General features: G+C 28.5%; 24 protein-coding genes and 1 riboswitch. Of the genes, 21 read left to right on the top strand and 3 right to left on the bottom strand.

The genetic code is table 11. From position 1 onward, the window contains the following. Positions 1-99: 99 nt before the first annotated feature. The 7 genes from OW763_RS15655 (at position 100) to OW763_RS15625 (ending at position 8,086) form a co-directional block, all read left to right on the top strand. A complete protein-coding gene (locus OW763_RS15655) occupies positions 100-1,326 on the top strand; it encodes a metal-dependent hydrolase family protein (RefSeq protein ID WP_268042381.1) in 1,227 nt (408 codons plus the stop codon). A 45-nt stretch (positions 1,327-1,371) separates the two neighbouring features. Further along, the gene (locus OW763_RS15650) at positions 1,372-2,652 is read left to right on the top strand and encodes an MFS transporter (RefSeq protein ID WP_268042379.1); all 1,281 of its coding nucleotides are present in this window, start codon (positions 1,372-1,374) and stop codon (positions 2,650-2,652) included. 180 nt (positions 2,653-2,832) lie between these two features. After that, positions 2,833-3,297, top strand: coding sequence for a helix-turn-helix transcriptional regulator (locus OW763_RS15645; protein ID WP_268042377.1), 465 nt, complete (start codon positions 2,833-2,835; stop codon positions 3,295-3,297). 58 nt (positions 3,298-3,355) lie between these two features. Next, on the top strand, positions 3,356-3,757 hold the full coding sequence (locus OW763_RS15640; protein WP_268042375.1) for a hypothetical protein: 402 nt from the start codon (positions 3,356-3,358) through the stop codon (positions 3,755-3,757). Positions 3,758-3,943: 186 nt separating this feature from the next. After that, the gene (locus tag OW763_RS15635) at positions 3,944-4,771 is read left to right on the top strand and encodes a CPBP family intramembrane glutamic endopeptidase (protein WP_268042373.1); all 828 of its coding nucleotides are present in this window, start codon (positions 3,944-3,946) and stop codon (positions 4,769-4,771) included. 130 nt (positions 4,772-4,901) lie between these two features. After that, positions 4,902-5,825, top strand: a complete 924-nt coding sequence (locus OW763_RS15630) for a class I SAM-dependent methyltransferase (RefSeq protein ID WP_268042371.1) — start codon at positions 4,902-4,904, stop codon at positions 5,823-5,825. 245 nt (positions 5,826-6,070) lie between these two features. Beyond that, positions 6,071-8,086 (top strand): sensor domain-containing diguanylate cyclase, encoded by a 2,016-nt coding sequence (locus tag OW763_RS15625; protein ID WP_268042369.1) that lies wholly within the window; start codon positions 6,071-6,073, stop codon positions 8,084-8,086. Between the two features lie 159 nt (positions 8,087-8,245). On the opposite strand, the gene OW763_RS15620 is transcribed toward OW763_RS15625, so the two are convergent. Together OW763_RS15620 and OW763_RS15615 are read right to left on the bottom strand one after the other, a co-directional pair. After that, positions 8,246-8,905, bottom strand: coding sequence for a pentapeptide repeat-containing protein (locus tag OW763_RS15620; protein ID WP_268042366.1), 660 nt, complete (start codon positions 8,903-8,905; stop codon positions 8,246-8,248). A 339-nt stretch (positions 8,906-9,244) separates the two neighbouring features. Beyond that, entirely contained in the window at positions 9,245-9,685 is a 441-nt protein-coding gene (locus OW763_RS15615) for an enoyl-CoA hydratase/isomerase family protein (RefSeq protein ID WP_268042364.1), read from the bottom strand. Between the two features lie 480 nt (positions 9,686-10,165). Between OW763_RS15615 and OW763_RS15610 the strand changes: the two genes are divergently transcribed. The 4 genes from OW763_RS15610 (at position 10,166) to OW763_RS15595 (ending at position 14,726) form a co-directional block, all read left to right on the top strand. Continuing rightward, positions 10,166-10,492: a PTS sugar transporter subunit IIB gene (locus OW763_RS15610; RefSeq protein ID WP_268042362.1), complete on the top strand. Its 327-nt coding sequence runs from the start codon at positions 10,166-10,168 to the stop codon at positions 10,490-10,492. A 61-nt stretch (positions 10,493-10,553) separates the two neighbouring features. Next, positions 10,554-11,891, top strand: a complete 1,338-nt coding sequence (locus OW763_RS15605; RefSeq protein ID WP_268042360.1) for a PTS sugar transporter subunit IIC — start codon at positions 10,554-10,556, stop codon at positions 11,889-11,891. Positions 11,892-11,918: 27 nt separating this feature from the next. Next, on the top strand, positions 11,919-13,304 hold the full coding sequence (gene pepV, locus OW763_RS15600; protein WP_268042358.1) for a dipeptidase PepV: 1,386 nt from the start codon (positions 11,919-11,921) through the stop codon (positions 13,302-13,304). A 33-nt stretch (positions 13,305-13,337) separates the two neighbouring features. Further along, positions 13,338-14,726, top strand: a complete 1,389-nt coding sequence (locus OW763_RS15595; RefSeq protein ID WP_268042356.1) for an aspartate ammonia-lyase — start codon at positions 13,338-13,340, stop codon at positions 14,724-14,726. 39 nt (positions 14,727-14,765) lie between these two features. Here OW763_RS15595 and OW763_RS15590 read toward each other — a convergent pair whose 3' ends face one another. After that, positions 14,766-16,355 carry a sigma 54-interacting transcriptional regulator gene (locus OW763_RS15590; protein ID WP_268042354.1) on the bottom strand — a complete coding sequence of 530 codons (1,590 nt, stop codon included), beginning with the start codon at positions 16,353-16,355 and terminating at the stop codon, positions 14,766-14,768. Between the two features lie 308 nt (positions 16,356-16,663). On the opposite strand from OW763_RS15590, the gene OW763_RS15585 reads away from it, so the two are divergent. The 10 genes from OW763_RS15585 (at position 16,664) to OW763_RS15540 (ending at position 24,742) form a co-directional block, all read left to right on the top strand. Continuing rightward, the gene (locus OW763_RS15585; protein ID WP_268042352.1) at positions 16,664-17,626 is read left to right on the top strand and encodes a glycosylasparaginase; all 963 of its coding nucleotides are present in this window, start codon (positions 16,664-16,666) and stop codon (positions 17,624-17,626) included. 63 nt (positions 17,627-17,689) lie between these two features. Then, entirely contained in the window at positions 17,690-18,298 is a 609-nt protein-coding gene (locus tag OW763_RS15580) for a copper homeostasis protein CutC (protein WP_268042350.1), read from the top strand. 52 nt (positions 18,299-18,350) lie between these two features. Beyond that, complete coding sequence (locus OW763_RS15575) at positions 18,351-18,662, top strand: PTS sugar transporter subunit IIA (protein WP_268042348.1); 312 nt, start codon at positions 18,351-18,353, stop codon at positions 18,660-18,662. 123 nt (positions 18,663-18,785) lie between these two features. After that, positions 18,786-19,934 (top strand): N-acetylglucosamine-6-phosphate deacetylase, encoded by a 1,149-nt coding sequence (nagA, locus tag OW763_RS15570; RefSeq protein WP_268042346.1) that lies wholly within the window; start codon positions 18,786-18,788, stop codon positions 19,932-19,934. A 12-nt stretch (positions 19,935-19,946) separates the two neighbouring features. Next, positions 19,947-20,687, top strand: coding sequence for a glucosamine-6-phosphate deaminase (gene nagB, locus OW763_RS15565; protein WP_268042344.1), 741 nt, complete (start codon positions 19,947-19,949; stop codon positions 20,685-20,687). A gap of 97 nt (positions 20,688-20,784) precedes the next feature. After that, on the top strand, positions 20,785-21,297 hold the full coding sequence (locus OW763_RS15560; RefSeq protein WP_268042342.1) for a class I SAM-dependent methyltransferase: 513 nt from the start codon (positions 20,785-20,787) through the stop codon (positions 21,295-21,297). Continuing rightward, on the top strand, positions 21,294-21,704 hold the full coding sequence (locus OW763_RS15555; protein ID WP_268042340.1) for a hypothetical protein: 411 nt from the start codon (positions 21,294-21,296) through the stop codon (positions 21,702-21,704). Before OW763_RS15560 ends, OW763_RS15555 begins: the two co-directional genes overlap by 4 nt. A gap of 162 nt (positions 21,705-21,866) precedes the next feature. After that, on the top strand, positions 21,867-22,331 hold the full coding sequence (locus OW763_RS15550; protein WP_268042338.1) for a transcriptional regulator: 465 nt from the start codon (positions 21,867-21,869) through the stop codon (positions 22,329-22,331). A 188-nt stretch (positions 22,332-22,519) separates the two neighbouring features. Next, complete coding sequence (locus tag OW763_RS15545; RefSeq protein WP_268042336.1) at positions 22,520-23,263, top strand: peptidylprolyl isomerase; 744 nt, start codon at positions 22,520-22,522, stop codon at positions 23,261-23,263. 347 nt (positions 23,264-23,610) lie between these two features. Then, a riboswitch (glycine riboswitch) is annotated at positions 23,611-23,719 on the top strand. A 93-nt stretch (positions 23,720-23,812) separates the two neighbouring features. Further along, positions 23,813-24,742: a DMT family transporter gene (locus OW763_RS15540; RefSeq protein WP_268042334.1), complete on the top strand. Its 930-nt coding sequence runs from the start codon at positions 23,813-23,815 to the stop codon at positions 24,740-24,742. Positions 24,743-25,202: the final 460 nt, after the last annotated feature.

Here is a 25,202-nt window from a genome sequence, read left to right as displayed (position 1 = left end):
TTCAAATATTGACATTAAACTGAAAATGGCTATCAGAATACAAGTGTTTGACATATACTTTAATCAAAGAAATTATCAAATAGAAAGAGGGTAGTATTTATGTCAAAAGTAATAAAATGTGGAAAGTTATTTTGCGCAGTTGACGAAAGCGTCCAAGAAAATGTAGTAATAATCATTGAAGGTAATAAAATAACTGAAGTGAAAAGTGCGGATGGATTTGTACCTGATGCTGGTGACCAAATCATTGATCTTTCGGATAAGTTTATTCTTCCTGGACTGATTGATACCCATGTACATATTGGATTTGGTGGTAAACCATCTCTTGTAGAGGTGGATGAACTTCCAGAAATTGTTGCAATAAAAGGAATTAAAAATGCTCAAATGGATTTATTTGCTGGTTTTACTACAGTTCGTGATGAAGGATATCCTACAATAACAGGATGTAATATGATACGTGATGCAATTAATGATGGGATTTTTCCTGGAACACGTATTTTTACTAGCGGCATGTACATTACACAGACAGGAGGACATCTTGAATTTCGTTATCCTGGAGAAACATTGGGATACAATACTTTTAAGGCTGGTAATGTTGCTAATAGTCCTGATGAAGTTCGTGCAGCTGCCCGTTTAATGCTTAAGTATGGTGCAAATCAACTCAAGGTAATGGTTACAGGTGGCGTTTTGAGCCCTGCTGGTAATGAACCCGGAGAACAAAATATGAGTGTTGAGGAAATCAAAGCAGCTGTTGATGTAGCTAAAATGCATGGCAAAATTGTATCTGCTCATGCTCATGGTACAGCAGGAATTAATGCAGCTGCTATTGCAGGCGTTTCTGTTATTGAACATTGTACACTTGTTGATGAAGAAACTATACAGATTATGGCAGAAAAAGGCATAGCGGCTGTGCCTACGTTTATTGTTTTAAAGGTTATTTCAGAAAAAGGAGTTGAAGCGGGTATACCTGATTTTGCAGTTAAAAAGGCAACTGCTCTAGTTGGCTCACATCTTTCCAACATAAAAAAGGCATATGATGCAGGTGTACGAATTGTATTTGGTACTGATTGTGGAACTCCTCTTACGCCACATGGCACACAGTCAGGTGAATTTAAGTTAATGGTACAAGCAGGCATTTCCCATACTGATACTTTACTTAGTGCAACAAGATATGCAGCTGAATTACTTCAATGGGATAATGAGATTGGAACTATTGCTCCCGGGAAATTTGCTGATATTGTTGCAGTTGATAAGAACCCATTAGAGGATATATCCACTCTTGAAAACGTTTCTTTTGTTATGAAAGATGGAAATGTCTATAAGTGTTAAATCAATCATCATGGGAAAACAAATAATTGATTGGAGGATACTGCAATGAGCAATAAAAAGATATTTTACGGATGGTGGCTTGTAGCCGCGTGCGTTTTGATTATGGCTATATTACATCCACTGATAACAACTTGTTGGGGTCTGTACGTTAAACCTATTACTAAAGACATGGGGTTCACCAGAAGCTCATTTGGCATATGCAGCACCATCATTTCTGGAGTAACTGTGTTCCTATCACCTTATTTGGGCAAATGGCTAGCCAATAAGAATACTAGGCTAATTCATATTATCTGTGTTGTTGGTTTAGCAGCCTCATATGCTAGCTTTGCTTTAGCCAAAACTATAACCCATTTTTATATTAGTGCTTTCTTTATGGGTGCATTTTCCTGCGGTGCAGTAGTTTTACCGATTTCTATTGTACTTACCAATTGGTTTGTTAAAAAAAGAGGTTTGGCTATTAGTATAGCTCTTGCAGGTAGTGGTTTCGGTGGTGCTATTATTAGTCCAATAATGGCAAATATTATTCAAAACTATGGCTGGAGAATGTCATACCTTATATTTGCGGCTGCTATGCTTATAATCTCTTTGCCAATGATCCTCATATTGAAAAAATCACCCGAAGATATGGGTCTTAAGCCATACGGAGCGGATGAAGTTGATGCTACTACCCAAAAGACCGCATCTCCTAAAGTTGAGTTTAACATGACTCTTGAGGAAGCAAAAAAACATGGTTTTTTCTGGATCTATTTATTTGGCATGTTTAGTCTTTGTTTTGTAGGATTTGGATCTTTAAGCCAGCTTGCAGCTTTCTTGGCAGATGCTCATGGAAGTGCCTTTGCTGCAGCAGTACTTTCCCTTTTCTTAATTTTCGTAACGATAGGAAAGATATCTTTGGGGTGGATTTATGATAAATTTGGTACTAGAATAGGTACTAGCTATATATGCATCGTTTTTGCTCTTTCTATTACTTGTATGCTGTTTCCACAATTCAAGCCCCTTATGTATGTTATGGCATTGCTCTATGGTTTAGGTATTTCTACTGGAACGGTTTGTCCACCAGTTATTACTGCTGCAATGTTTGGTTCAAAACACTATGGTGAAATTTATGGTTACGTAAATTTGTCTGTATATTTAGGTGCAGCGCTGTCTGTTCCGGCAATCGCAATAATATATGATAAAACTGGTTCCTATCAGGTAGCATGGCTTCTTTGTATTGCATTGATTATAATTTCTTTTATTGCTCTACTTTACAGCGATATAAAGTGCCGATCACTAATCGCTGACCGAATAAACATGGAGCAATCCAATAGACAAACATCAGTTTAGGGAAATAAGTGAAGTGGAGCATTAGATGTAGCTAAATATAGTGAAAAAAATAGAAGAGTAAAGTAAACCCTTAAGGAAATTTCCCTTAAGGGTTTTTGTAGTAGAAAATTAATGAATGTTTACAATTCTACTCTTATAGTGTAAAATTACACTATAAGAGTAGAATGTGAGGGTGATGTTTTGAATAGAGAAGAATTTATTAAAAAGATCGATTCTAAAATAAAGCTTATAAGAAATGAAAGAAATTATACTCAAGATAAGATGGCTGAGATAATTGGTATATCAAAAAAAACTTTAATACAAATTGAAAAAGAAAGAGGGAGCTTGGGATGGACAGGAGCAGTAGCGGTATGTTCAATTTTTAAAGATAGTGAAATCCTTCAAATGACACTAGGAGGAGATGCACAAGATATTATATTAAGTTTAGCTTTTGACAAGTATGAAGAAAACTACACTATAACTATGGGCGGAAAGATTTGGTGGGATGAGATTTTGGCTAAAGGAGAATACAGAGTACAAAAAAATATAATATCAAACCATTATAGAATATTGAATAAGGGTGATAGAAGAATATGTTATTCCTTTGATAGTGAATATATAAACAAAAGGTTAGATGAGTTATATAGTAAAGATGAAGAAAAATAAAAAATTGTCTTTATGGTGAATTAGTTAAAGATAAATAAATTTAAGATGAGGTGTTATAATGGGGAAAAATATAAATAATATCATATATACTGTGTTGAGTTTAGTTGAGATTGTAGTTTTAGGATTTTCTTTGATGATTTATACATCTTTAAATAAAAGTCTTCCGTGGTATGATGGTTGTGGAATGCAATTTTTAGTAATACTAATAATATCAGTTCCTTTGTTATTAGTAATAGGAGTAGGTTTGAAAATTTTAAGTAAAAAATACAATATAAGAAGATTAAACATAAAAATTCCGTTTTTAGCATCAATATCAATAGCTGCTCCAATTTTATTAGATGGAAGTTTAAATAGGGTATTAATTGCAATTGGTGGGTGTATGTGTACTGTATTTATTATTATAACAATTTACCTTGTTATAGTTCACTTTAAAAGTATTGATAATAAGTTAGAAGAATAATAATATTACTTAAAAAAATATATTTTTCCTTAATTATTTAATTAATTTCAGAGGCAAGAGTTAGGTGGGTTATAGTTATCTTAGATAAATATTAGTATAACAAGTATAATTTACAAGATGATTAATAAAATAAATACATATACCACAACAACATGAAATACCTATGTTTAAAGAAAGGCGAGAAGTATGGAAATATCAACGGAGCAAAAAGGAATATCTATAGGAGAAAGTATTGAATTATTGTTTATGATTAATATAGCACAATTTTTACTTATGATTCCTTTGGGGTTAGTAGCAGCTGCTTTTGAGGACGCTAGTTTAAATACAATTGCTCAGTATATTAAAATATTAAATGAAATAGTAGTGTATATTTACATTATTAGAAAAGTAATCAAGAGAATCAATTTAAGAGAAGATTTTAAACTAAAGATACAATATAAACCTAAATTTAAAGAAGGTATTTATGTAGTTTTAGCGGTATTAGGATATACTTTTGTTTATTCAAACACTCTAGAATTATTATTATCAAATATTCAAGTAAGTCAATGGATAGAAGAAGCCTTTGATGAATTGGTTAAGACTCCAATTATATTGACAATTTATGTAAGCGTAATTGCTCCGATTTTTGAGGAAACAATTTGTAGAGGAATTATATTGGAACAGCTGTATAAAAGATATGGAATGATAAGAGCAGTAATTGTCTCATCATTATTATTTGCAATAATGCATTTAAACATACATCAAGGTGTTAATGCATTTTTTATAGGATTATTGCTAGGATTTGTGTATATTAAAACAAATTCATTATTACTTAGCATGTTTTTACATTTTGTGAATAATTCGCTGGTGTCATTAAGGGTATTCATTCCATTCTTAAATATTGGTGAAGAAAAATTTAGTATAATTCAGTTAATATGTGGAGCAATACTGTTGATAGTATCATATAAGTTTTTTAATAATATAGAAGTAGATTCAAGCAGAAAGTTTAATTTTAAATCTGGAATTCATATATAGAAAAAATAAGGGAAATTATAATAATATAAATATTATTTATAATGTATCTTTCTCAGATACTGAGCATAAAATGTTAATTACTATAGGTAATATAATGTAGCTAAGTAAATGAGGAAGAGAGTGATAGGATATGAAGTGGTCAAAATATTTTCAGAATCCTACGTATTTAGAAATGACAAGAAAATTTATGTTAAACCAAGATTTAAAACCATTGATTGTTAAATATTTAGGGATTGAATCAGGAATGGAAGTTTTAGATGTTGGATGTGGTACAGGAGCATTTACACGTTATTTGGTTGAAGAATTACTTGAGGAGTCAAAAAAATGTGAATTTACAGGGATAGACTATGATGAAAAACTAATAGAGGTTGCTAAACAGTATGTATCTGAAAAAATATCGGTTCAAGATATTAAATATATTATTGGAAATGCGTATAAACTACCATTTGATAACAATAAATTTGATTTAATTGTAAGCCATACATTTTTAGGTATTGCTAGTGATGTAAAAACAGCTTTAAATGAAATGATTAGAGTTGTGAAACCTGGCGGAAGTATTGCATCTGTTACTTCAATGTCATATGGACATCAAGCATGGCATGAAGGGTATTATCCAGAAAAAGAATGGAGAAAAGAGTTATCAGATTTAGCAGATAAGATTATATATATATATGAAAGAGTACATTCTACGTGGGAATTTGTATTAGGTAAGCCATCTTCAGAGATACCACACTTTTTTGCTGAAAGCGGATTAAAAAATGTTAGAATATATGGATTAGGAAGAGTATTTTCACTAAGTAATGCAGCAATGTCAAAGGAAGAAAAAGAAGAATACATTATTGGTATGTATGAAGCAGAGGTATGTAAGTTTAAAAATTATTGGGAAATAGAAGAGTTTAGAAAATATTTAACTAAACAAGAGAAGGATAAATATCTAAGCTTACTTAATGAAAATAAAAACTTTTTATTAAAAAATATTGGCGAAAATATTTTTTGGGATTGGCATGGTGGAGCTAATTTACTTGTTATTGGAGATGTGGTAAAAAATAAATAAAAATGAAGATATATTGTTATAGCTTATGTTTAAAAGATTAATAACAATAGTTAATTTACATGGTAGAGGGTGAGTTGAAAGTTGCCTAAAAATCTACCATGTTTATTATATAAGAGAAAAAATATGATTAAATAATATGAATGTGAAATATAATGGGTTTATTATTTCTTGTAATGTAAAGGATTGTTTTGTAAAATTAAAGTTATATTTTATAAAATATAACTTTATTTATATGTGAGGAAAACATGAAATTAAAAAATATTTCTATACGCTATAGTGTAATGATAATAATGATGGCTATTATAATACCTATACTTTTAATTATAACAGGAATAAATTATTTTAATTTGAAAAGTAATATTTTAAAAAATGCATTTATTGTAACTAATGAATCTAAATTATCTGTGATTGAAACAATTAATCGTACTGAAAAAAGCTATGAATTGGTTTCAAGTTATTATGATCATTTGATGAAAGAAAGTCTAAACCTTTTTAAGGATGAATATAACAAACATAAAAACGACCTTGAGAGTATTAATTTTGAAGAGATGAAAGAAAAATATAATAGTTTACTGGATTTTTATATTATTGATAAGAATGGTATCATTATTTATTCAACTTTTCCCAAAGCTTTAGGAATTGATTTTAAACAAATTCCAGACTTTTATGAAAATCTTACTCAAATCAGAAAAGGAAATAATATAGAAATTTCAAAAGTAACATCAGAAATAGTAACCTATGAGTTAAGAAAATGGGGGTATTCGCCTACTGATGATCATGAATATATCCTTGAAGTAGGACTTTCATCAGAAGAACTTAAAAAATATATAAAAAAAGTTGATTATGCTGCGATGGAAAAAGAGTTAAAAAAGAACAATCCATATATAAAAAATTTATTTATTTACGACCATAATCATTTTGTTTTAGGACATTATAAGCGAGAAAAAAATCAAGAGGAATTAAAAATCATTGAAAAAGTTTTAAGTACAGAGAAAAACTATATCATAAACAATAAAAAGGGAGTTGTCTGTAAAGAATACATATTTGTAAATACCTTTTATAGTACTCTTGAGGATTCTAAGAAAGTAATTCAAATTGAATATGATTACAGTACGGTTGACGAAAAACTTAAGGAAATTACTAAGAGTACAGGTATAGTGATAAGTATATATATATTGCTGGCACTTTTGATCGTTTCTTATGCTACATCTAAATTAATTACTCGACCTATTGTTTATCTTACAAAAAGAATAAAGGCAATTTCGGATAAAAACCTTAATGTTCAAGTAGAGATTTATGTTGAAAATGAAATTGGTCAGCTTGCAGCATCCTTCAATGAAATGTCTAATAAATTAGCAACTACCTTAATATCAAAGAATAATCTTGAGAATATTATTAACTCCGTTGGAGATTTATTTATTATTTTGGATAAAGATTTAAGAATTATAAAAATTAATGAATATGGATTAAATCTTTTAGGATATGATTTGAAGGGTTTAGAAAATAAACCTATACATATGATTTTTGATGAAACATTTGATGAAGAAAAAATAATAAAGGATATAAAAGAGAAGGGTACTGCTGAAAATATCGAAAATACCTTGATAAAATCAAATGGATTTTCTTCGTTGGTGTTATCTATATTTACTTGTCTTAAGGATGAGGACGGGAAGATTAATGGATATACTTGTATATCTAAAGATATTACAAAAACAAAGCAGCAGCTAGATCAAATGGAAAAAATTAATCAAAGATTAAAAATAGAAGAAAATAGATTAAGAGAGAAGAATACAAAGGATTGGTTAACAAAAGTTCTTAATAGGGAACATATTTTTAAATATCTAGAGGAAGTTTTAAGAATATCGTTCTTAGAAAAAACAGATATTTCTATTGTTCTTTGTGATATTGATTATTTTAAGAATGTAAATGATAATTATGGACATCAAGCAGGAGATATGGTATTACAGCAGGTAGCTTCAATTATTGAGGAAAGTATTAGAGGGAAAGATGCTGTAGGAAGATATGGTGGGGAAGAATTTTTGATTGTTTTACCAAATGCAGATGCAGAAAAAGCTTGGCATATATTTGAAAGAATACGAAAAAAAATTGAAGCTTCGAGTTTTAATGAAGGTGAAATAAAAATTACTATAAGTGGAGGAGTTGCAGCTTGTAAAGAAAAGTCTATTAAAGAACTTATAGCTAAGGCTGATGAAAACCTTTATATATCTAAACGTAGTGGAAGAAATCGAGGAATAAAATAACCATATTTAATTAGGTGTTATAATAAAAAAAAATAATAATAATAATTAGGGGATATTAAATAACATAAAGCATTGATCTTATTTTTATGAATAAAATCAATATTTTATGTTTTTTTAATTATCTAGTTTAAGATTCTCCTTGATTATTAAAAGCTATGCTCAGTCATATTTTACAGTAAGACCTAGAAGTTTTGAAAGTGAAATTGTTTGTATTGGTGAAACAATAGCACCATATAAATCCTGTATTTTTACTACTAGTCCTTCTATTTCACAATTACTTAAATCAATTCCATTTAGTTTTGTTCCTGACATTTCAGCTTGTTGCAAATCAGAATGATCAAAGCTTACCTTATCAAAATTAACTTCCTGAAAAATAGCATTACTTAATAAACACTCTTTAAAATTCACCTGTTTACATCTTGCAAATGTAAAAGAAGCATAACTACCGTTGCAGTTATCAAATATTACATTTTGTAAAGTAGCTTCATTCAAATTAATACCCATTATTTTGCAATTTACCATTTCAACTCTGTGTATGATAGAACCATAAAAATCTATATTAGATAAATCGCAGTTTTCAAATCTAACATCAGTTAAATCAAGAAAATTAAATGATATATGTTTAAAAGTTACATTTCTGAACACCATCTGCTCAAAGCTTACATGTTCTGCAGTTTGGTTTTCAATAGAGCAATCGCAGATAACCGCCATACATACAGAATCATATTTTTGAATATTATTATTGAAACACTGAAATTCATCTAATTCATTTGGTATTCTAGGATTTACTATTTTATATTTTGTTTTTGTATATTTCATAGTAATATCCTCCAATTTTAAAATTTATTATAAAGTAATATTTTATAATATAAAGAAAGTTTTTTTATTACATTTTAAGAAAATATATTATAAGTATATCAAGAATTGTTGTAATAAAATAGTGAGGCTTATTTTCAATGTAATGATTTTTATGCTTTACCACATATTTTTTACGAGTTTTAATAACTCCAAGCTCAATTTATACTAGGTTATATTCTATTATATTATGATTCCTGCTTCTTTAGCTTCTTTGATTAAAGTGTTTCTAAAATTAGGATAGGTTATTTTAATTATTTCTCTAGCATGCTGGTCTATATTTTTTATTTAACTAATCTTTTTTTATATTCTTCTTTCCAATTCATTATTAACAAATACTTGGATAAATTTAGTGTTTTCTGCTGTTATACGGAAATCATATAGTAAAGCAAGATTAAAGCATGCGTCAGCAGCAGCTCCTTTAATAGAAGTCGTAACAGGTTTCTTTAAATCACGAATTTTTAGTGCCAAAGTACCAACATCACGAATAGTTGAGCCAAAGAAATCTAATATGTCACCATCTAAAGCTTTTCGCATTGCTCCAATATCTCCCCCTGAACTAAAGGCTCTTTCGCCACCTGAAATTATAACAACCTTAACACTTCTATTGTCAGCACAAATATCCATTACTTCTATTAATTCTTTTACCATTGGTGCATCTAGAGCATTTAGATTCTGAGGACTATTTAGGTTGATATATGCAATTTTGTCATCTACTGAATATTTGATTTTTTTAAAATCCATAATTATCTCCTTTCATGCATTAAATATTAGTATTAAAGTGTGTTTTGATTTATTACAAGAGTTTTGAATGGGAGGAGGTTTGTAGTGGAAGTTGGATAAAAATTTGGGGATTGTTTAATTTAAGCCATATAGAATCAAAAATTCAAGTGATATTGACCCCAAAAGGAATTATAACTAGTGAGTATATTGCAATATTAATACAGAGTATATAAAATGAAATGTACAAGGAGTTAATTTACTGTATTATCTATCAATTACATAATATACAAACTTTGTATTTAATTAATACACTAGCAATAAAAATTAAAAAAATGTTTTAAATGTGTATTAAAAGTCGATACACACATAGTTAAGTAAATAAAAAATGATTTAAAACTATGTAAAAAACCTAAATCTGTGATGTGAATATTATTGGCATGTTAATTGCTATAAATTATAACAAAGAATAATTTTAATATTAAACCATTGGGGGGAGTTATAATGAAAAACATATTTTTATTCTGTGATGCTGGGATGTCTACAAGTCTATTGGTATCAAAAATGAGGGAATCTGCTAAGGTTCATAATGTAGATGTAGAAATACAGGCATTGCCATTCGGGAAATCATTCGAAATAATTCAAAATAATAAAGCTGATTGTATATTATTAGGGCCACAAATAAAATTTTTATTAAAGGATATTGAAGAAAAATGTGAAAAACACAACATACCTTTAGATGTTGTAAATTCAATAGCTTATGGAACAATGAATGGAGAAAAAGTTTTGAAACAAGCTATTAAAATGATAAAAGCAAATCAAAATAAGTAAAGTTACTTAAATAAACCAGAGAATTAACATTGCCAATAATATTTAAAAAGGAGACAGGGAAATGAATAAGTTTGAAAAATTAATAGATGAAAAAATTAGTCCTGTTGCTCAAAAAATTTCTGCCCAAAGACATTTAAGAGCAATTCGTGATTCATTTGCAACTATTATGACATTTTTAATTATAGGATCAATATTTATGATTATTGCCAATTTTCCTATTAATGGATGGGAAGAACTACAGGTTAAATTATTTGGAGAAGATTTTCCTCAATTAATAATGACACCTGTAAGAATAACATTTGATTTTATGTCAGTATATATTGCAGCAGCAATTGCTTATAATTTATCAAAACGATATAACATAGATGCATTTACAGTATCTTTGCTATCAATAGCAAGTTTTATATTATTAATACCATTTGATTCAAGCATAGAAGTAGATGGAACAGTTCATGTTGTACCAAAAGTATTGCAAATAGGGGGATGGATTGGAGCTAAAGGACTTATAGTAGCGATAATAGTTGGTATAGTAGTAACAGAAATATTCAATTTATTTGTTAAGAAAAATATTTCAATTAAGATGCCAGCGGGTGTACCAGAGGCAGTTTCAAAAGCTTTTTCAGCTTTAATACCAGGTTTTGTAATTATAACATTAACATTAATAGTTCGTACTATTTTTGCAGCGACAAGCTATGGCTCATTATTACAAATGATTTATTCATTAGTAGCTATGCCAGCACAAGCTTTTATAGGAAATAGTGTTTTAGGAGCTATAGGATTATCAGTTACATCATCATTGTTCTGGTTCCTAGGAATTAATGCAACTTCAACTTTAAATGGAGTAGTTAGACCATTTTGGTTGCAATTACAAGAACAAAATATGGCAGCCATTCAAGCTGGGTTAACTCCTCCAAATATATTAACAGAACAATTCTATGATTTAATATATATGGGTGGTATAGGAGCAACTCTTGCTGTTTGTATATTTTTAGCTCTAAGATCAAAATCAAAACAATATAAAGAAATTGGTAAAATATCTGTTATACCAGGTATGTTTAATATAAATGAACCTGTAATGTTTGGGTTACCAATTGTACTAAATCCTATTGCATTTATACCATTAATATTATCACCAGTAGTACTGATATTGATTAATTATTTTGTTATGTATGTTGGAATAGTGCCAAAGCCAAATGGAATTTATTTACCTTGGACTACACCACCATTAATTCAAGGATATTTAATTACTGGAAGCATAAAGGGTGCATTATTACAATTATTTGATATGTTTGTTGTTATGGGGATATGGTTTCCATTTTTAAATGTTATGGACAAGAAGCAGTGTGTATTAGAAGTTGAAGAAGAAAAAGATGATGATGATTTTGATTTTTCATTATAAAAATACTAAGAATGAAGGGATTTAATTGTGGAGTTTCTTAAATATATGGAATTTGAAGAAGAATTTTTAGAAGATTTAAAAGAATTATTAAAAAAGAAAACAATAAAATCAAAAAGTGAGGATAATGCACCTTTTGGTTTTAATATAGCAAACGGATTAAATTGTGCATTAGAAATTTCTAAAAAGTATGGTTTTAATACAGTTAATTTAGATAATTATATAGGTTATGCTGAATACGGTGAAGGTGAGGATTATGTAGGTGTGCTTGGACATATAGACGTAGTTCCAGAAGGAAGTAACTGGAGTCAAGATCCTTTTAATCCTGTAATCAAAGATGGAAAAATATATGCTAGAGGTTCTTTAGATGATAAGGGACCAATACTATGTGCTCTTTATGCTTTAAAATTAATAAAAGATTCTAATATAAAGTTATCAAAAAAGGTTAGAATAATATTTGGAACTAATGAAGAATCTGGTGATGTGGATATTAAATATTATTTAAAAAATGAAGCTCCACCAAGTCTATGTTTTACTCCAGATGCATATTTTCCAATTGTAACTTCTGAAAAAGGTATTTTAACTTTTGAAATAGTAAAAAAATTTAAAAGAAAATTACCAGGATACACAATTGAATATATTAAAGGTGGTAAAAAGTCGAATATTGTTCCAGATTATTGTGAGATTAAGCTAGTGTGTGATTCAAATAAGATATTAGGTGAAGAATTTAGAGATGATAAATTAAAAGAAAAATATAATATAGTTACAGATATTAAAAAAGATACAGTTATAATTAAAAGTTATGGAAAATCATCTCATGGAAGTACTCCTGAACTAGGGAATAATGCAATATCTAATCTTTTAGTTTATTTAAATGAAGTTTTGAGCTCCGAAGATGAATTGACAGATTTTTTAAAAGAATTTTCTAATATTCTTGGATTTGATTGTAGAGGAGAAAAACTAGGAATTAATTTTTCAGATGAGGAATCTGGAAAGCTTACATTAAACATTGGAATCATTAATGGAGATAATGATGAAATAAGAATGAGATGTAACATAAGATATCCTGTTACGGCGAGTTATCAAAATATTATAGATAATATTAAGAAAAAAGCTAAGGAAAATAATTTAATTTTTGAAAAGGGGAATCATAATCCACCATTACATTTTCCTAAAAATCATAAATTAGTAGCAGCACTTAAAAAGGCATATGAAGAATCTACTGGAGAAGTTGGAAAATTATTAGCAACAGGAGGAGGAACCTATGCAAAATTAATGCCAAATACCGTAGCTTTTGGACCGATTTTTGATGAAAAATATAATTTAGCTCATCAAGCAGATGAATTTATAGAATTAGAATTACTTAAAAAGTGTATTCAAATATATGCAAGAGCTATATATGAGTTAGCTAAATAAAGCAAATTTTAAAAATAGCTTGGAGGAATTAATATGGAATTTAGAATAGAAAAAGATTCTATTGGGGAAAAAAATGTTGATAAGGAAGTTTATTATGGAGTACAAAGTCTAAGAGCTTATGAAAACTTTAGAATAAGTGGATTACAGGTAAATGAAAATTTTATAAGAGATTTAGCTTTAGTAAAGAAAGCATGTGCAATAGCTAATTTAGAAAGCAACGAGTTGGATGAAAAAAGAGGAAAAGCGATTATTAAGGCTTGTGATGAAGTATGTGAGGGTAAATTAATTAATCAATTTATTACAGACCCTATTCAAGGGGGGGCTGGAACGTCTATGAATATGAATATTAACGAAATAATTGCAAATAGAGCTAATGAGATATTAGGTTATGAAAAGGGAAAAAACTTTCCAGTGCATCCAAATGACCATGTTAATATGGGACAATCTACCAATGATGTTATTCCAACGGCAGCAAGTATAACAGTGTATAAACTTTTGGATAAATGTATTAAAGAAGTAGCTAGATTAGAAAAAGCTTTGCTAAAAAAGGGTATAGAATTTAATTCAATAATAAAAATGGGTAGAACTGAAATGCAGGATGCAGTTCCTATAAGTCTAGGAAGTGAATTTAAGGCTTTTGCTAGAGCCATTGGTAGAGATTCAAAACGATTAAATATTACTAAAAAGAATTTGGAAGAAGTGAATTTAGGTGGAACAGCAATAGGAACAGGAATAACTGCTAATAAAAGCTATATACAAAATGTTGCACCTACTTTAAGTAAGTTATTAGGATATAATATCTATCAATCAGAAAATTTAGTAGATGCAACTCAAAACTTAGATAAGTTTTCAGAAATATCATCTCAATTAAAAGTATGTGCTATAAATATCAGTAAACTATCAGGAGATTTAATATTAATGTCATCAGGACCAAGAACAGGATTTGGAGAAATTAGACTTCCAGCTAAACAAAATGGATCATCAATTATGCCAGGAAAGGTTAATCCGGTAATGCCAGAGCTTATGAAGCAAATATCATATCAAGTCATAGGAAATGATGTAACCATTACATTAGCTGTACAATCAGGTCAATTAGAATTAAATGCTTTTTTCCCAATTATTATATTCAATTTATACCAGTCAATAAATATATTAACAAATGGAATTAAAACCTTTATAGATAATTGTATTGATGGAATTGAAGTAAATAAAGAAAGATGTAAAGAGCTTGTAGAAAAAAGCATAGGAATAGTTACTGCTTTAGCACCTGTACTAGGATATGAAAAATCCGCTGAGATTGCTAAGAAAGCATTAAAAACAGGTAGATATATAAAGGAAATAATAAAAGAAGAATGCGAATTTAGTGAAAATGAAATTAATAATATATTAAATGTGAAAAATATGGGTAAAATAGTAATATAAAAATATATGAAAAATGAATCTGATACTAAAATACCAGGTTCATTTTTCATATATATAGATAACCAAAATAACTAAAAATAATATTTCTATATGTGATAAGTTTACATTATAAGTTTCTTCAATAATATGTTTGAATTCCAAAGCCATAGAATAATGATTTGGGAAAATTTCTTTAAGCTTATTTATAGTTGTCAATGAGTTAGTATTTATGAGGTTAATCCTATCATAAATCATATCAATATGAATGTGAAAGAAATTGTTTAATATATCATCAGTAAAAAAAGTTTTAATTTCATTATTTATAATAATTAAATTTTTATGAACATCTTCATAAGCCGTGTTATTTAGATTAAAATGATAATTTGACATATTATTCTTTACTGTAGTTAAATAATCATTAAAAATAGTAACTATAGAAGTGTTAGTAACATCTTTACCGTTTATAGCAATCATTATATTAGTAATTAAGTTTTTAAAACTTTCAAGAATAGTTTGTTTTTGTTTTAAAAATGAATGGCTTGTTATTTTAGTATTTTCATCATAGGTAAAATAACCATTTAAACTTTTAAGAGAATTTAATAACTTCTTTTCTTTAGTTAAGGTTTGGTTAAGCTTATTTTTCAAATTATCTGGTAAATCAGGACTATTTATTTTTATTTGTTTTTTATTATTTATGAAATAATCTGAATAAGCATTAGCAACAGCTAAGGTTATGTCGTTTTTTAATTGACCTATGTTATAAGGACAATCGTAAGATAATAAACAAAGCATAGAATTATAAGAAACAAGTACAGGTTTGCCTAATTTTAAGCTTTCCTTTTTAAGAAAATATTCCATTAATGTTAAACGTTCTTCTATAAGTCTTTCATCTAATCCAGGAAGATAAATTTTAATTGGGATTCTTCTAATAAATGTATCTAATAATGAAGCATTTATATCTTTATTTGTTGAACAAATAACACGAGCGGAAGATTTTATTTTATGTGAAACTTCTCCAAATCTTTTAAAATAGCCTGTATCCATAAATACAAAAAGCATTTCTTGTCCTTCACTTGGTAGATTGTGTATTTCGTCAAGAAATAAAATACCACCATCTGCTTGTTCTATTAAACCGGCTCTATCATTATTAGCACCAGTAAAGGTACCCTTTTTGACTCCGAAAAGATGAGAACTTAAAAGCTGAATATTATTAGAATAATCTGAACAATTAAAATGTATAAAAGGTATGTCTTTAGTAGTATGTAATGAGTTTGCATACTCGTGTATTAAATAAGCAAGCATAGATTTACCTACACCTGTATCACCAATAATTAAACAATTCATTCCATTTGGCGGATATAATATAGAAGTTTTAGCTAATTTTAATGCAGGTATTAATGAAGGGTAAAGATAAGCTAGTTGATTCATTGATGGTTGTTTAACAATATCTGTGTTGTTATGATTATTTAAAAAATATTTTACAGGTCTAGATTTGTTTTTGTATAAAAAATTATTTTTAACAAGTAAATTTAAATCTTTACTAACATTAGAACGTTCTAAATTAAGGTAGTCACTGATTTCTATAGTTGTAATTCCATCACTGTTATCTAATTTTTGCATAGCGGCATAAATTAAATCTATTCTTTTCATATAAACCTTCATTCCTTTCGATGTGTTTAAGACACAAAATTTAATGAAAGTGATTAACTTAAAAAAATATTGTAAGTAAATAAAGTGTTTGTATAATGTATTAATACTTATTAAATTAACTAATACTGTGTTGTTTTTAGTATGTAAATATTACATTATGTATTATTTTATAATACACTTAATTTAAATGCAATACAAAATATTTATAGATAGGGTGAGAACCTTATTTATAAAGAATACTAAATTAATTGGCATATTTATTGCTTTAATAATATAGCAACGATGTAATAATGATTGGAGGAAAAAGTATGAAATGGGTAATGATAGCAACTTGGAGAATGGCCATAGAAGGAATAACAGAGGCAGCAGAAGATTTAAAAAATGATGGATACTCAGGTGAGGCCGTAGAAAAAGCAATAAAAATTGTTGAAGATTTTCCTTATTATAAATCAGTTGGTTATGGTGGATTACCAAATGAAAATTGTCAGGTGGAATTAGATGCTGCTTATATGGATGGTGATACACTTTCAATTGGAGCTATTGGTGGAATAACAGATTTTAAAAACCCAATAAGTATTGCAAAAAAATTAAGTAAAGAAAGATTTAATTGTTTTTTAGTAGGAGCAGGAGCAGATGAATATGCTAAAAAAGAAGGTTTTCATAGAATAAATATGTTAACAGATAGAGCGAAGAGATATTATGAAAAAAGAAAAAGAAAAACTGTAGATAAGGGATTAAGTCCTTATGATGGACATGATACAGTTGGAATAATTTCTGTTGATAAGGCAGGTAAAATGGTTGTTGGAACATCAACAAGTGGATTATTTATGAAGAAAAAAGGAAGAGTTGGAGATTCTCCAATTTCAGGTTCAGGATTTTATGTAGATAGTGAAGTAGGAGGAGCAACTGCAACAGGTCTTGGTGAAGACCTAATGAAGGGATGCATTTCATATGAGATAGTGAGATTAATGAAAGATGGGTTGCAGCCTCAAGAGGCAGCTGATAAAGCGGTTTCAGAATTAAATGAAAAATTAATTAAAAGAAGAGGAAAATCAGGAGATATTTCTATAGTTGCACTTAACAATAAAGGGGAATGGGGAGTTTCAACTAATATTGAAGGGTTTTCATTTTCGGTAGTATCAGAGGATGAAAAACCAATGGTTTATGTATGCAATAAAATTAAGCATGGGAAAACAACCTATGACGTAGCTTCAGAACAATGGTTAGAAGCTTATTTAAATAGAATTAAATCACCAATTACCTTTGATTAAACTATAAATGTATGCTTGAATTTTATATATAAATAGTTTCATTATTATAGGAGGTAATGGGTTATGATTATATATGAAGCTTGTGTAGGAAACTATAATCAAGCTTTAAAAGCTGAAAAATTTGGAGCTAATAGAATAGAACTTTGTGATAATCTTTTAGAAGATGGAACTACCCCAAGTTACGGTACAATAAAAAGAACAATATTAAACTTAAATATTCCTGTTATGGTTATTATTAGACCACGAGGTGGAAATTTTGAATATTCCTCTGATGAAGTTGAAATAATGAAGGATGATATTATCACTTGTAAGAAACTTGGAGCATATGGAGTTGTAATTGGAGCTTTAAAAAATTGCTGTATAGATAAAGATGTAATAAAGGAGCTTGTTGAAATAGCAAAACCAATAAGCACAACATTTCATATGGCATTCGATGAAATAGAGGATAAATATATTGCTATTGATGAATTGTCAAAATTAGGTGTTGACAGAATATTAACTAAAGGTGGAAATGAAAACGCACTAAATGGAAAAGAAAAATTAAAAGATTTAGTTAGATATTCTAATAATAGAATTTCTATTATGCCAGGAAAAGGAGTAACAAAGGAAAATAGAAAATTTATATTAGAGTTTACTGGAGCAAAAGAAATTCATGGTAGTAAGGTAGTATAAGCTATGGAATATAATATAAAAAAATATAACGATATAGAAAAGAGGAATAAAGATGATTAATTTAGAAGAGATATCATTTCAATTAATTAGTAACGTTGGAGAGGCGAAATCTCTATTGTTTCAAGCTTTAAGAGATGCTAGAGAAGAAAAATTTGAAGAGGCAGAAGCTAAGGTTAGTACTGCAGAAAGTAGCATGTTAAAGGCTCATGAAGTTCATTTTTCATTAATACAACAAGAGGCTTCTGGGGATAAAGTTCAAATTCCATTGCTTTTAATGCATGCAGAAGACCAATTAATGACAACAGAAACACTAAAAAATATTGTAAAAGAAATGATATTAATGAATAAAAAATTTTCAAAATAAATTTATCAGGCTGTGGAATGATTGTTAGTGTGAAATAATTATTAGTTCATAGCCTTTTTAGTTGAATTATTTAACACATAACATAGTAGCAATACAATAAAACATATAAAAAGAAGGAATTATATGAAAGCAATAATAAATGGGAAAATAATCACTCAAGAAGGTATACTACAGAATAGTGTTATTTTATTTGATAATAAAATCAAACATATTATTAGTAAAGAGAGGCTTTATCAATATGATTTAGAACAGATAATTGATGCGAAGGGTAAATATGTGTCCCCGGGATTTATTGACTTACACATTCACGGTAGCGGTGGCAGTGACACTATGGATGGAAGTATTGAAGATATTATAAAAATTAGTAATACTATTTGTAAAAATGGAGTTACAGCCTTTTTACCAACAACAATGACTATGAGTAGTGAAGATATATATAATGTCTTAGATTGTATAAGGGAATGTATGAAAAAGGAATTAAATGGAGCAAGGGTATTGGGCGCTCACCTGGAAGGGCCTTTTATAAATGAAAAGTATAAAGGAGCTCAAAATTCAAAATTTATAAAAAAACCAAGCTATGATTTTATAAAGGATTATTTTGACATAATAAAAATAATTACTTTAGCCCCTGAAATGGACCAAAATAACCAATTTATAAAAAAGATGGAGATGCATAAAGACATTATATTATCTATAGGTCATACTAATGCTACTTATGAACAAGCTATGGATGCTATAAAAAAAGGAGTGACTCATGTTACTCATACTTTTAATGCAATGACTCCTCTTCACCATAGAAAACCGGGAGTTGTAGGTGCAGCATTTCAAAGTGAGGTTAATTGTGAGTTGATTGCAGATACTATACACGTTCATCCTGGATTATTTCAATTTTTTGTGAATGTAAAGGGAAAAGATAGAGTGGTGTTAGTTACTGATTCAATGAGAGCTGGTTGTATGAAGTGTGGAGAATATGAACTTGGAACACAAAAAGTTATTGTAGATGAGACTTCTGCAAGATTAGAAGATGGAACGCTTGCTGGGAGTATCCTTACTCTTAATATTGCATTGAAAAATATGTATGAACATACTAACTTAGAGTTACATGAAGTAGTTAATATGGCTTCTTTAAATGGGGCAAAAGAGCTGAAAATTGATAATGAAAAAGGAAGTTTTAAAGATGGTAAGGACGCAGATATAACAATTTTTGATGATGAATTTAATATTTATTTAACAATAATAGAAGGTAAAACAGTATATAATAATTTGGATTAGAGGTGTAATGGAATGAGAATAATTGTTACTGAGAATTATCAAGAAATGAGTATAAAGGCTGCAAAAGTTATTGCTAGTCAAATAACATTAAAACCAGATAGTATTTTAGGGTTAGCTACAGGGTCTACTCCTGTTGGAATGTATAAAGAACTTATAAATATGTATAAAAATAGAGAATTGGATTTTAGTACTGTTAAAACTTTTAATTTAGATGAATATTATGGATTGAGTGAAGAAAATGATCAAAGTTATCATAATTTTATGAGAGAAAATTTATTTGTTCACATTAATGTTAAAAAAGAAAATATTAATATACCTAATGGAAATGTTCTAGATATAGAAACAGAATGTGAGAATTATGAAAGAATGATAAGAGAATCAGGGGGTATAGATATACAAGTTTTGGGGATAGGGTGTAATGGACATATTGGTTTTAACGAACCAAATATAAATTTTGAAGCTTCTACTCATTTGGTTAATCTTACACAGGATACTATAGAAGCGAATTCAAGATTTTTTTCTTCAATAGAAGAGGTTCCAACAAAAGCTATAAGTATGGGAATAAAAACTATAATGCAGTCTAAAAAAATTTTACTACTTGCAAATGGAGAAGCAAAAGCTGATGTGGTTTATGAAATGATAAAAGGAAAGATACTACCAGAGGTTCCAGCATCAATTTTACAATTACATAATGATGTAACTATAGTTTTAGATAGGGAATCAGCAGCGAAATTAAAGGATAATGTTGTGTAGCAACATTATCCTTTTAAAGCTGTTCTTAGTAGAGGAATCTTCCTAAAATTTAATTAATATAATGTAATTAAGTTAATGAGGAAGAAGATGATAGGGTATGAAGTGGTCAAAATATTTTCAAAATCCTACGTATTTAGAAATGACAAGAAAATTTATGTTAAACCAAGATTTGAAACCATTGATTATTAAATATTTAGGTATTGAATCAGGAATGCAAATTTTAGATGTTGGATGTGGTACAGGAGCATTTACACGTTATTTGGTTGAAGAATTATTTGAGGAATCAAAGGAATGTGTATTTACAGGCTTAGATTACGATGAAAAACTAATAGAGGCTGCTAAACAGTATGTATCTGAAAAAATGCCTTTGAAAGATATTAAATATATTACTGGAAATGCATACAAACTACCATTTGACAATAATAAATTTGATTTGATTGTAAGTCATACATTTTTAGGTATTGCTAGTGATGTCAAAAAAGCTTTTAATGAAATGATTCGAGTTGTAAAAGATGGAGGAAGTATTGCATCTATTACTTCAATGTCATATGGACATCAAACACGGCATGGAGGATATTATCTAGAAAAAAATGGAGAAAAGAACTATTGAATTTAGCAAATAAGATTTCTTTAATATATGAAACAGTGCATCCTATGTCCGAATTTGTATTAGGTATGCCATCCGCAGAGATTCCACATTTTTTTGCTAAAAGTGGATTGAAAAATGTTCGTGTATATGGATTAGGAAGAGCATTTTCATTAAGTAATGCAGCAATGTCAAAGGAACAGAAACATGAATATATTATTGGTATGTATGAAGCGGAGGTATGTAAGTTTAAAAATTATTGGCAAATAGCAGAGTTCAGAAAATATTTAACTAAACAAGAGGGTGATAAATATCTAAGATTACTTAATGAAGATAAAATTTTTTTGTTAAAAAATATTGGAGAAAATATTTTCTGGGATTGGCATGGAGGAGCTAATTTACTTGTTATCGGGGATGTGGTGAAGAAATAAATAAAAATGAAGAATCCTTTTTCCAAGGATTCTTCATTTTTTTAAACTGATAATATAATAGATATTTCAACTAAATAGTTTTCTTTATCAATAAAAATATTTACAAAAGTGCTCTTACAGTGTAATGTTACACTATAAGAGCAAAAGGTGAAGGTGATATTTTTGACTAGAGAAGAATTTATTAAAAAAGTTGATTCTAAAATAAAGCTTATAAGAAACGAAAAAGCTTATACTCAAGATAAGATGGCTCAGATAATTGGCATATCAAAGAAAACTTTAATACAAATTGAGAAAGAAAGAGGAAGTTTGGGTTGGACGGCAGCAGTAGCTGTGTGCTCAATTTTTAAAGATAGCGAAATTCTTCAAATGACACTAGGAGGAGATGCACAAGATATTATATTAAGTCTAGCTTTTGATAAGTATGAGGAAACCTACACTAAAACTATGGGAGGCAAGATTTGGTGGAATGATATTGAAGCTAAAGGAGAATATAGAGTGCAAAAGAATGTAATATCAAATCATTATAGAATATTGAATAAAGATGATAGAAGAATATGTTATTCTTTTGATATTGAATACATAAACAAAAGAGTAGATGAATTATATAGTAAAGATGAGGATAAATAAATTTAAAATCAGGTATTATAATGAAGGAAAAATTTAAGAACAATAAAGTGATGAATAAAAAACATATACAAGGGAGATTTATAATAAGAAATGAGTAATATAAAAACGTTCTGTTGAAACATGGGCATTTATGTTATTATAGATAGGTAAGTGTTTAACTTTCAAATAAACATCAAAGGAGAATAATAATGGAAAATAAAGTGTTAGCTACTGTTTTAGGAAAAGAAATTACTGAGAAAGATTTAAAATTAGCCGTTGAAAGATTTCCTCAACAAAGCAGAGGTTTCTTAGCAACTGAAGAAGGAAAAAAACAATTATTAGATCAATTAGTTGCTTTTGAATTATGCTATAACTATGGAAAAGATAGTGGAGTAGAAAATTCAGAAGACTTTAAGGAAAAAATAGAAGGCGTAAAAAGAGAAATTTTAACTCAAATAACAATTGAAAAAGTTATTAAAGCAGTTGAAGTTACAGATAAAGAAGTTGAAGAATTCTATGAAGCTAATAAAGAAAAATTTAAAACTCCAGAAACTGTAGCTGCAAAACATATACTTGTAGAAACAGAAGAATCAGCAAAAGAAATATCAGAAAAAATTAAAAATGGTATGGCATTTGAAGAAGCTGCTACAGAATTTTCAACTTGCCCTTCAAAAGCTCAAGGTGGTAGCTTAGGAAAATTCGGAAGAGGACAAATGGTTCCAGAATTTGAGGAAGCTGCATTCTCATTAGAAGCAGGAGTTGTAAGTGAACCAGTTAAAACTCAATTCGGATATCACTTAATAAAAGTAGAAGGTAAAGAAGAGAGTACAGTACAAGCATTTGATCAAGTTAAAGACCAATTAAAAAATCAACTTGCACAAGAAAAACAAAGTACTAGATACATGGAATTTGTAGAAGAGTTAAAGGGAAAATATTCTACAGAAATAAAATAATAGTAATAAACCAGTATAGAAGCTGAGTGCATTAAACATGTACTTGGCTTTTTTATATGCAGAAAAAACATAAGTAACATATTTCTATAGGAACAGTAAAGACCAGGATATATATCCTTAAAGAAAATCAGAAAGTTATTAAGTGAGAAGGTGTAGATATGAAGTGTAAAGTGTTAGAAGTATAAATTTTAAGGTGATGGTGCATAACAAAACCTCTGTATTTGTATTTAGATTTTTAACTTATTATTGAATTATAATGTTTTATTGACAAATATGTTTATCTAATATAATATATAGTCGTATTGAGAGAAATGGAAGTATTTTAAATAATTGAATATATTTTACAAATACATGATATAAGAGAGAATTTTTAAAATGAAATCACCGAAGGGACAACCTTTATTTTAACCCATTAAGTAAAGGAAAATTTTCAGGTAAAAGTATTATATTGGATTAGCACTCTGGACAAAACAGAGAGAACTTAATCTTTGGGATTAGTTCTTCCTGTTTTTGTTTTATAGAGATAAAAATATTTTAGGAGGTATAAATATGGAAGAATTTAAAGAAGCAAATTCAAACAAAGGTTATTTGCTAGCATTGACAGCAGGGATAGGATGGGGATTAGTTAATATTTTTGTTAAGATATTAGCTGATTTGAATTTTGATTGTATGTTTATATCAGCTATACGACCAACTATAGCAGTAGTATTTTTAATAATAATAAGTATTATTAAGGATAGATCCATTTTTAAAACGGATTTAAAAGGCATTTTCATATTTATGGTATATGGTATTTTTGCATTAGATGGGATGTTTTTAGGAACTAGCTATGCAGTTAAATATACAAATATAGCTACTGCAGCAGTATTATTATTTACAAATCCAATATTCTCAACTATAATAGCGTATTTTTTATTTAAGGAGAAAATAACAATAAAAAAGATAATAGCTTTAGTTTTAGCTTTGATTGGGTGTGTTTTAGTGGTAAAGGCATATGATATTGAGGCATTAAAACTTAATTTAACAGGAATAATGTGGGGAATAGGTTCAGGAGTAGCTGTAGCACTTCAAAATATTATTGGTAAGATATCATTAAAAAATAATTATAATAGGAAAACACATTTAATATATTCGTTTTTATTTGCAACTATTTTCCTTTGGTGTTTTGTAACACCTGCAGCTATGAAGGTACAATTTAATTTACAATCTATAATAATTTTAGCTTTGTTAGGTACAATAGGAACGTTAATTCCAAGCTTGTCAATTATGAAGGCTCTTGAGTATATTGAAGCTAGTAAAGCAAGTATTATATCAAGTGTGGAATTAGTAATTGCTACAATTCTAGGGTATATTATTTTTAAAGAAAGCTTAGATGTTTTTCAGATAATAGGAATGCTTTTAATAGTAAGTTCTATATTATTAATACAATCTCAAGGAAATGTTAGTAATAAGAGAGGAAAAACAAAAATTGCTGTATAATCAAAATGCAGTAAGAGGTTGAATAATATAATAGGATAAGTATAAAAAACATATAATAACAGATAATATAAAAGGATACTTATCCTTGTGTATCAACATGATAATCAATAAGTAAAATGTAGAAAAATGAAGTAAAAAGATTATAATTTAAATAAATGAAGTTTATTGCATATAACTGAGTTAATATTTGTGATAAGATATTCCTTGTCGTCAAGCGAGACGATAAGACAACAACAAATTAAAGAATTTAAGAAGATTTAAAAAATTCAAAAAGTTGTTGACAAGAAGAAATTCAAATGATATACTAAGTAAGCTGTCGCAAGATGGCAAGCAAAAAAATTGGTCTTTGAAAATTAAACAGAAGTTAAGAAATAATGTCAGTCAATTGTAATGAGTAAAAGATTAAACTTTTAAATTGAGAGTTTGATCCTGGCTCAGGACGAACGCTGGCGGCGTGCCT

Origin of the sequence: Clostridium aestuarii, from assembly GCF_026735135.1 — a bacterium.
Lineage (GTDB): Bacteria > Bacillota > Clostridia > Clostridiales > Clostridiaceae > Clostridium_H > Clostridium_H aestuarii.
This window is presented reverse-complemented; position numbering and strand designations above follow the sequence as displayed.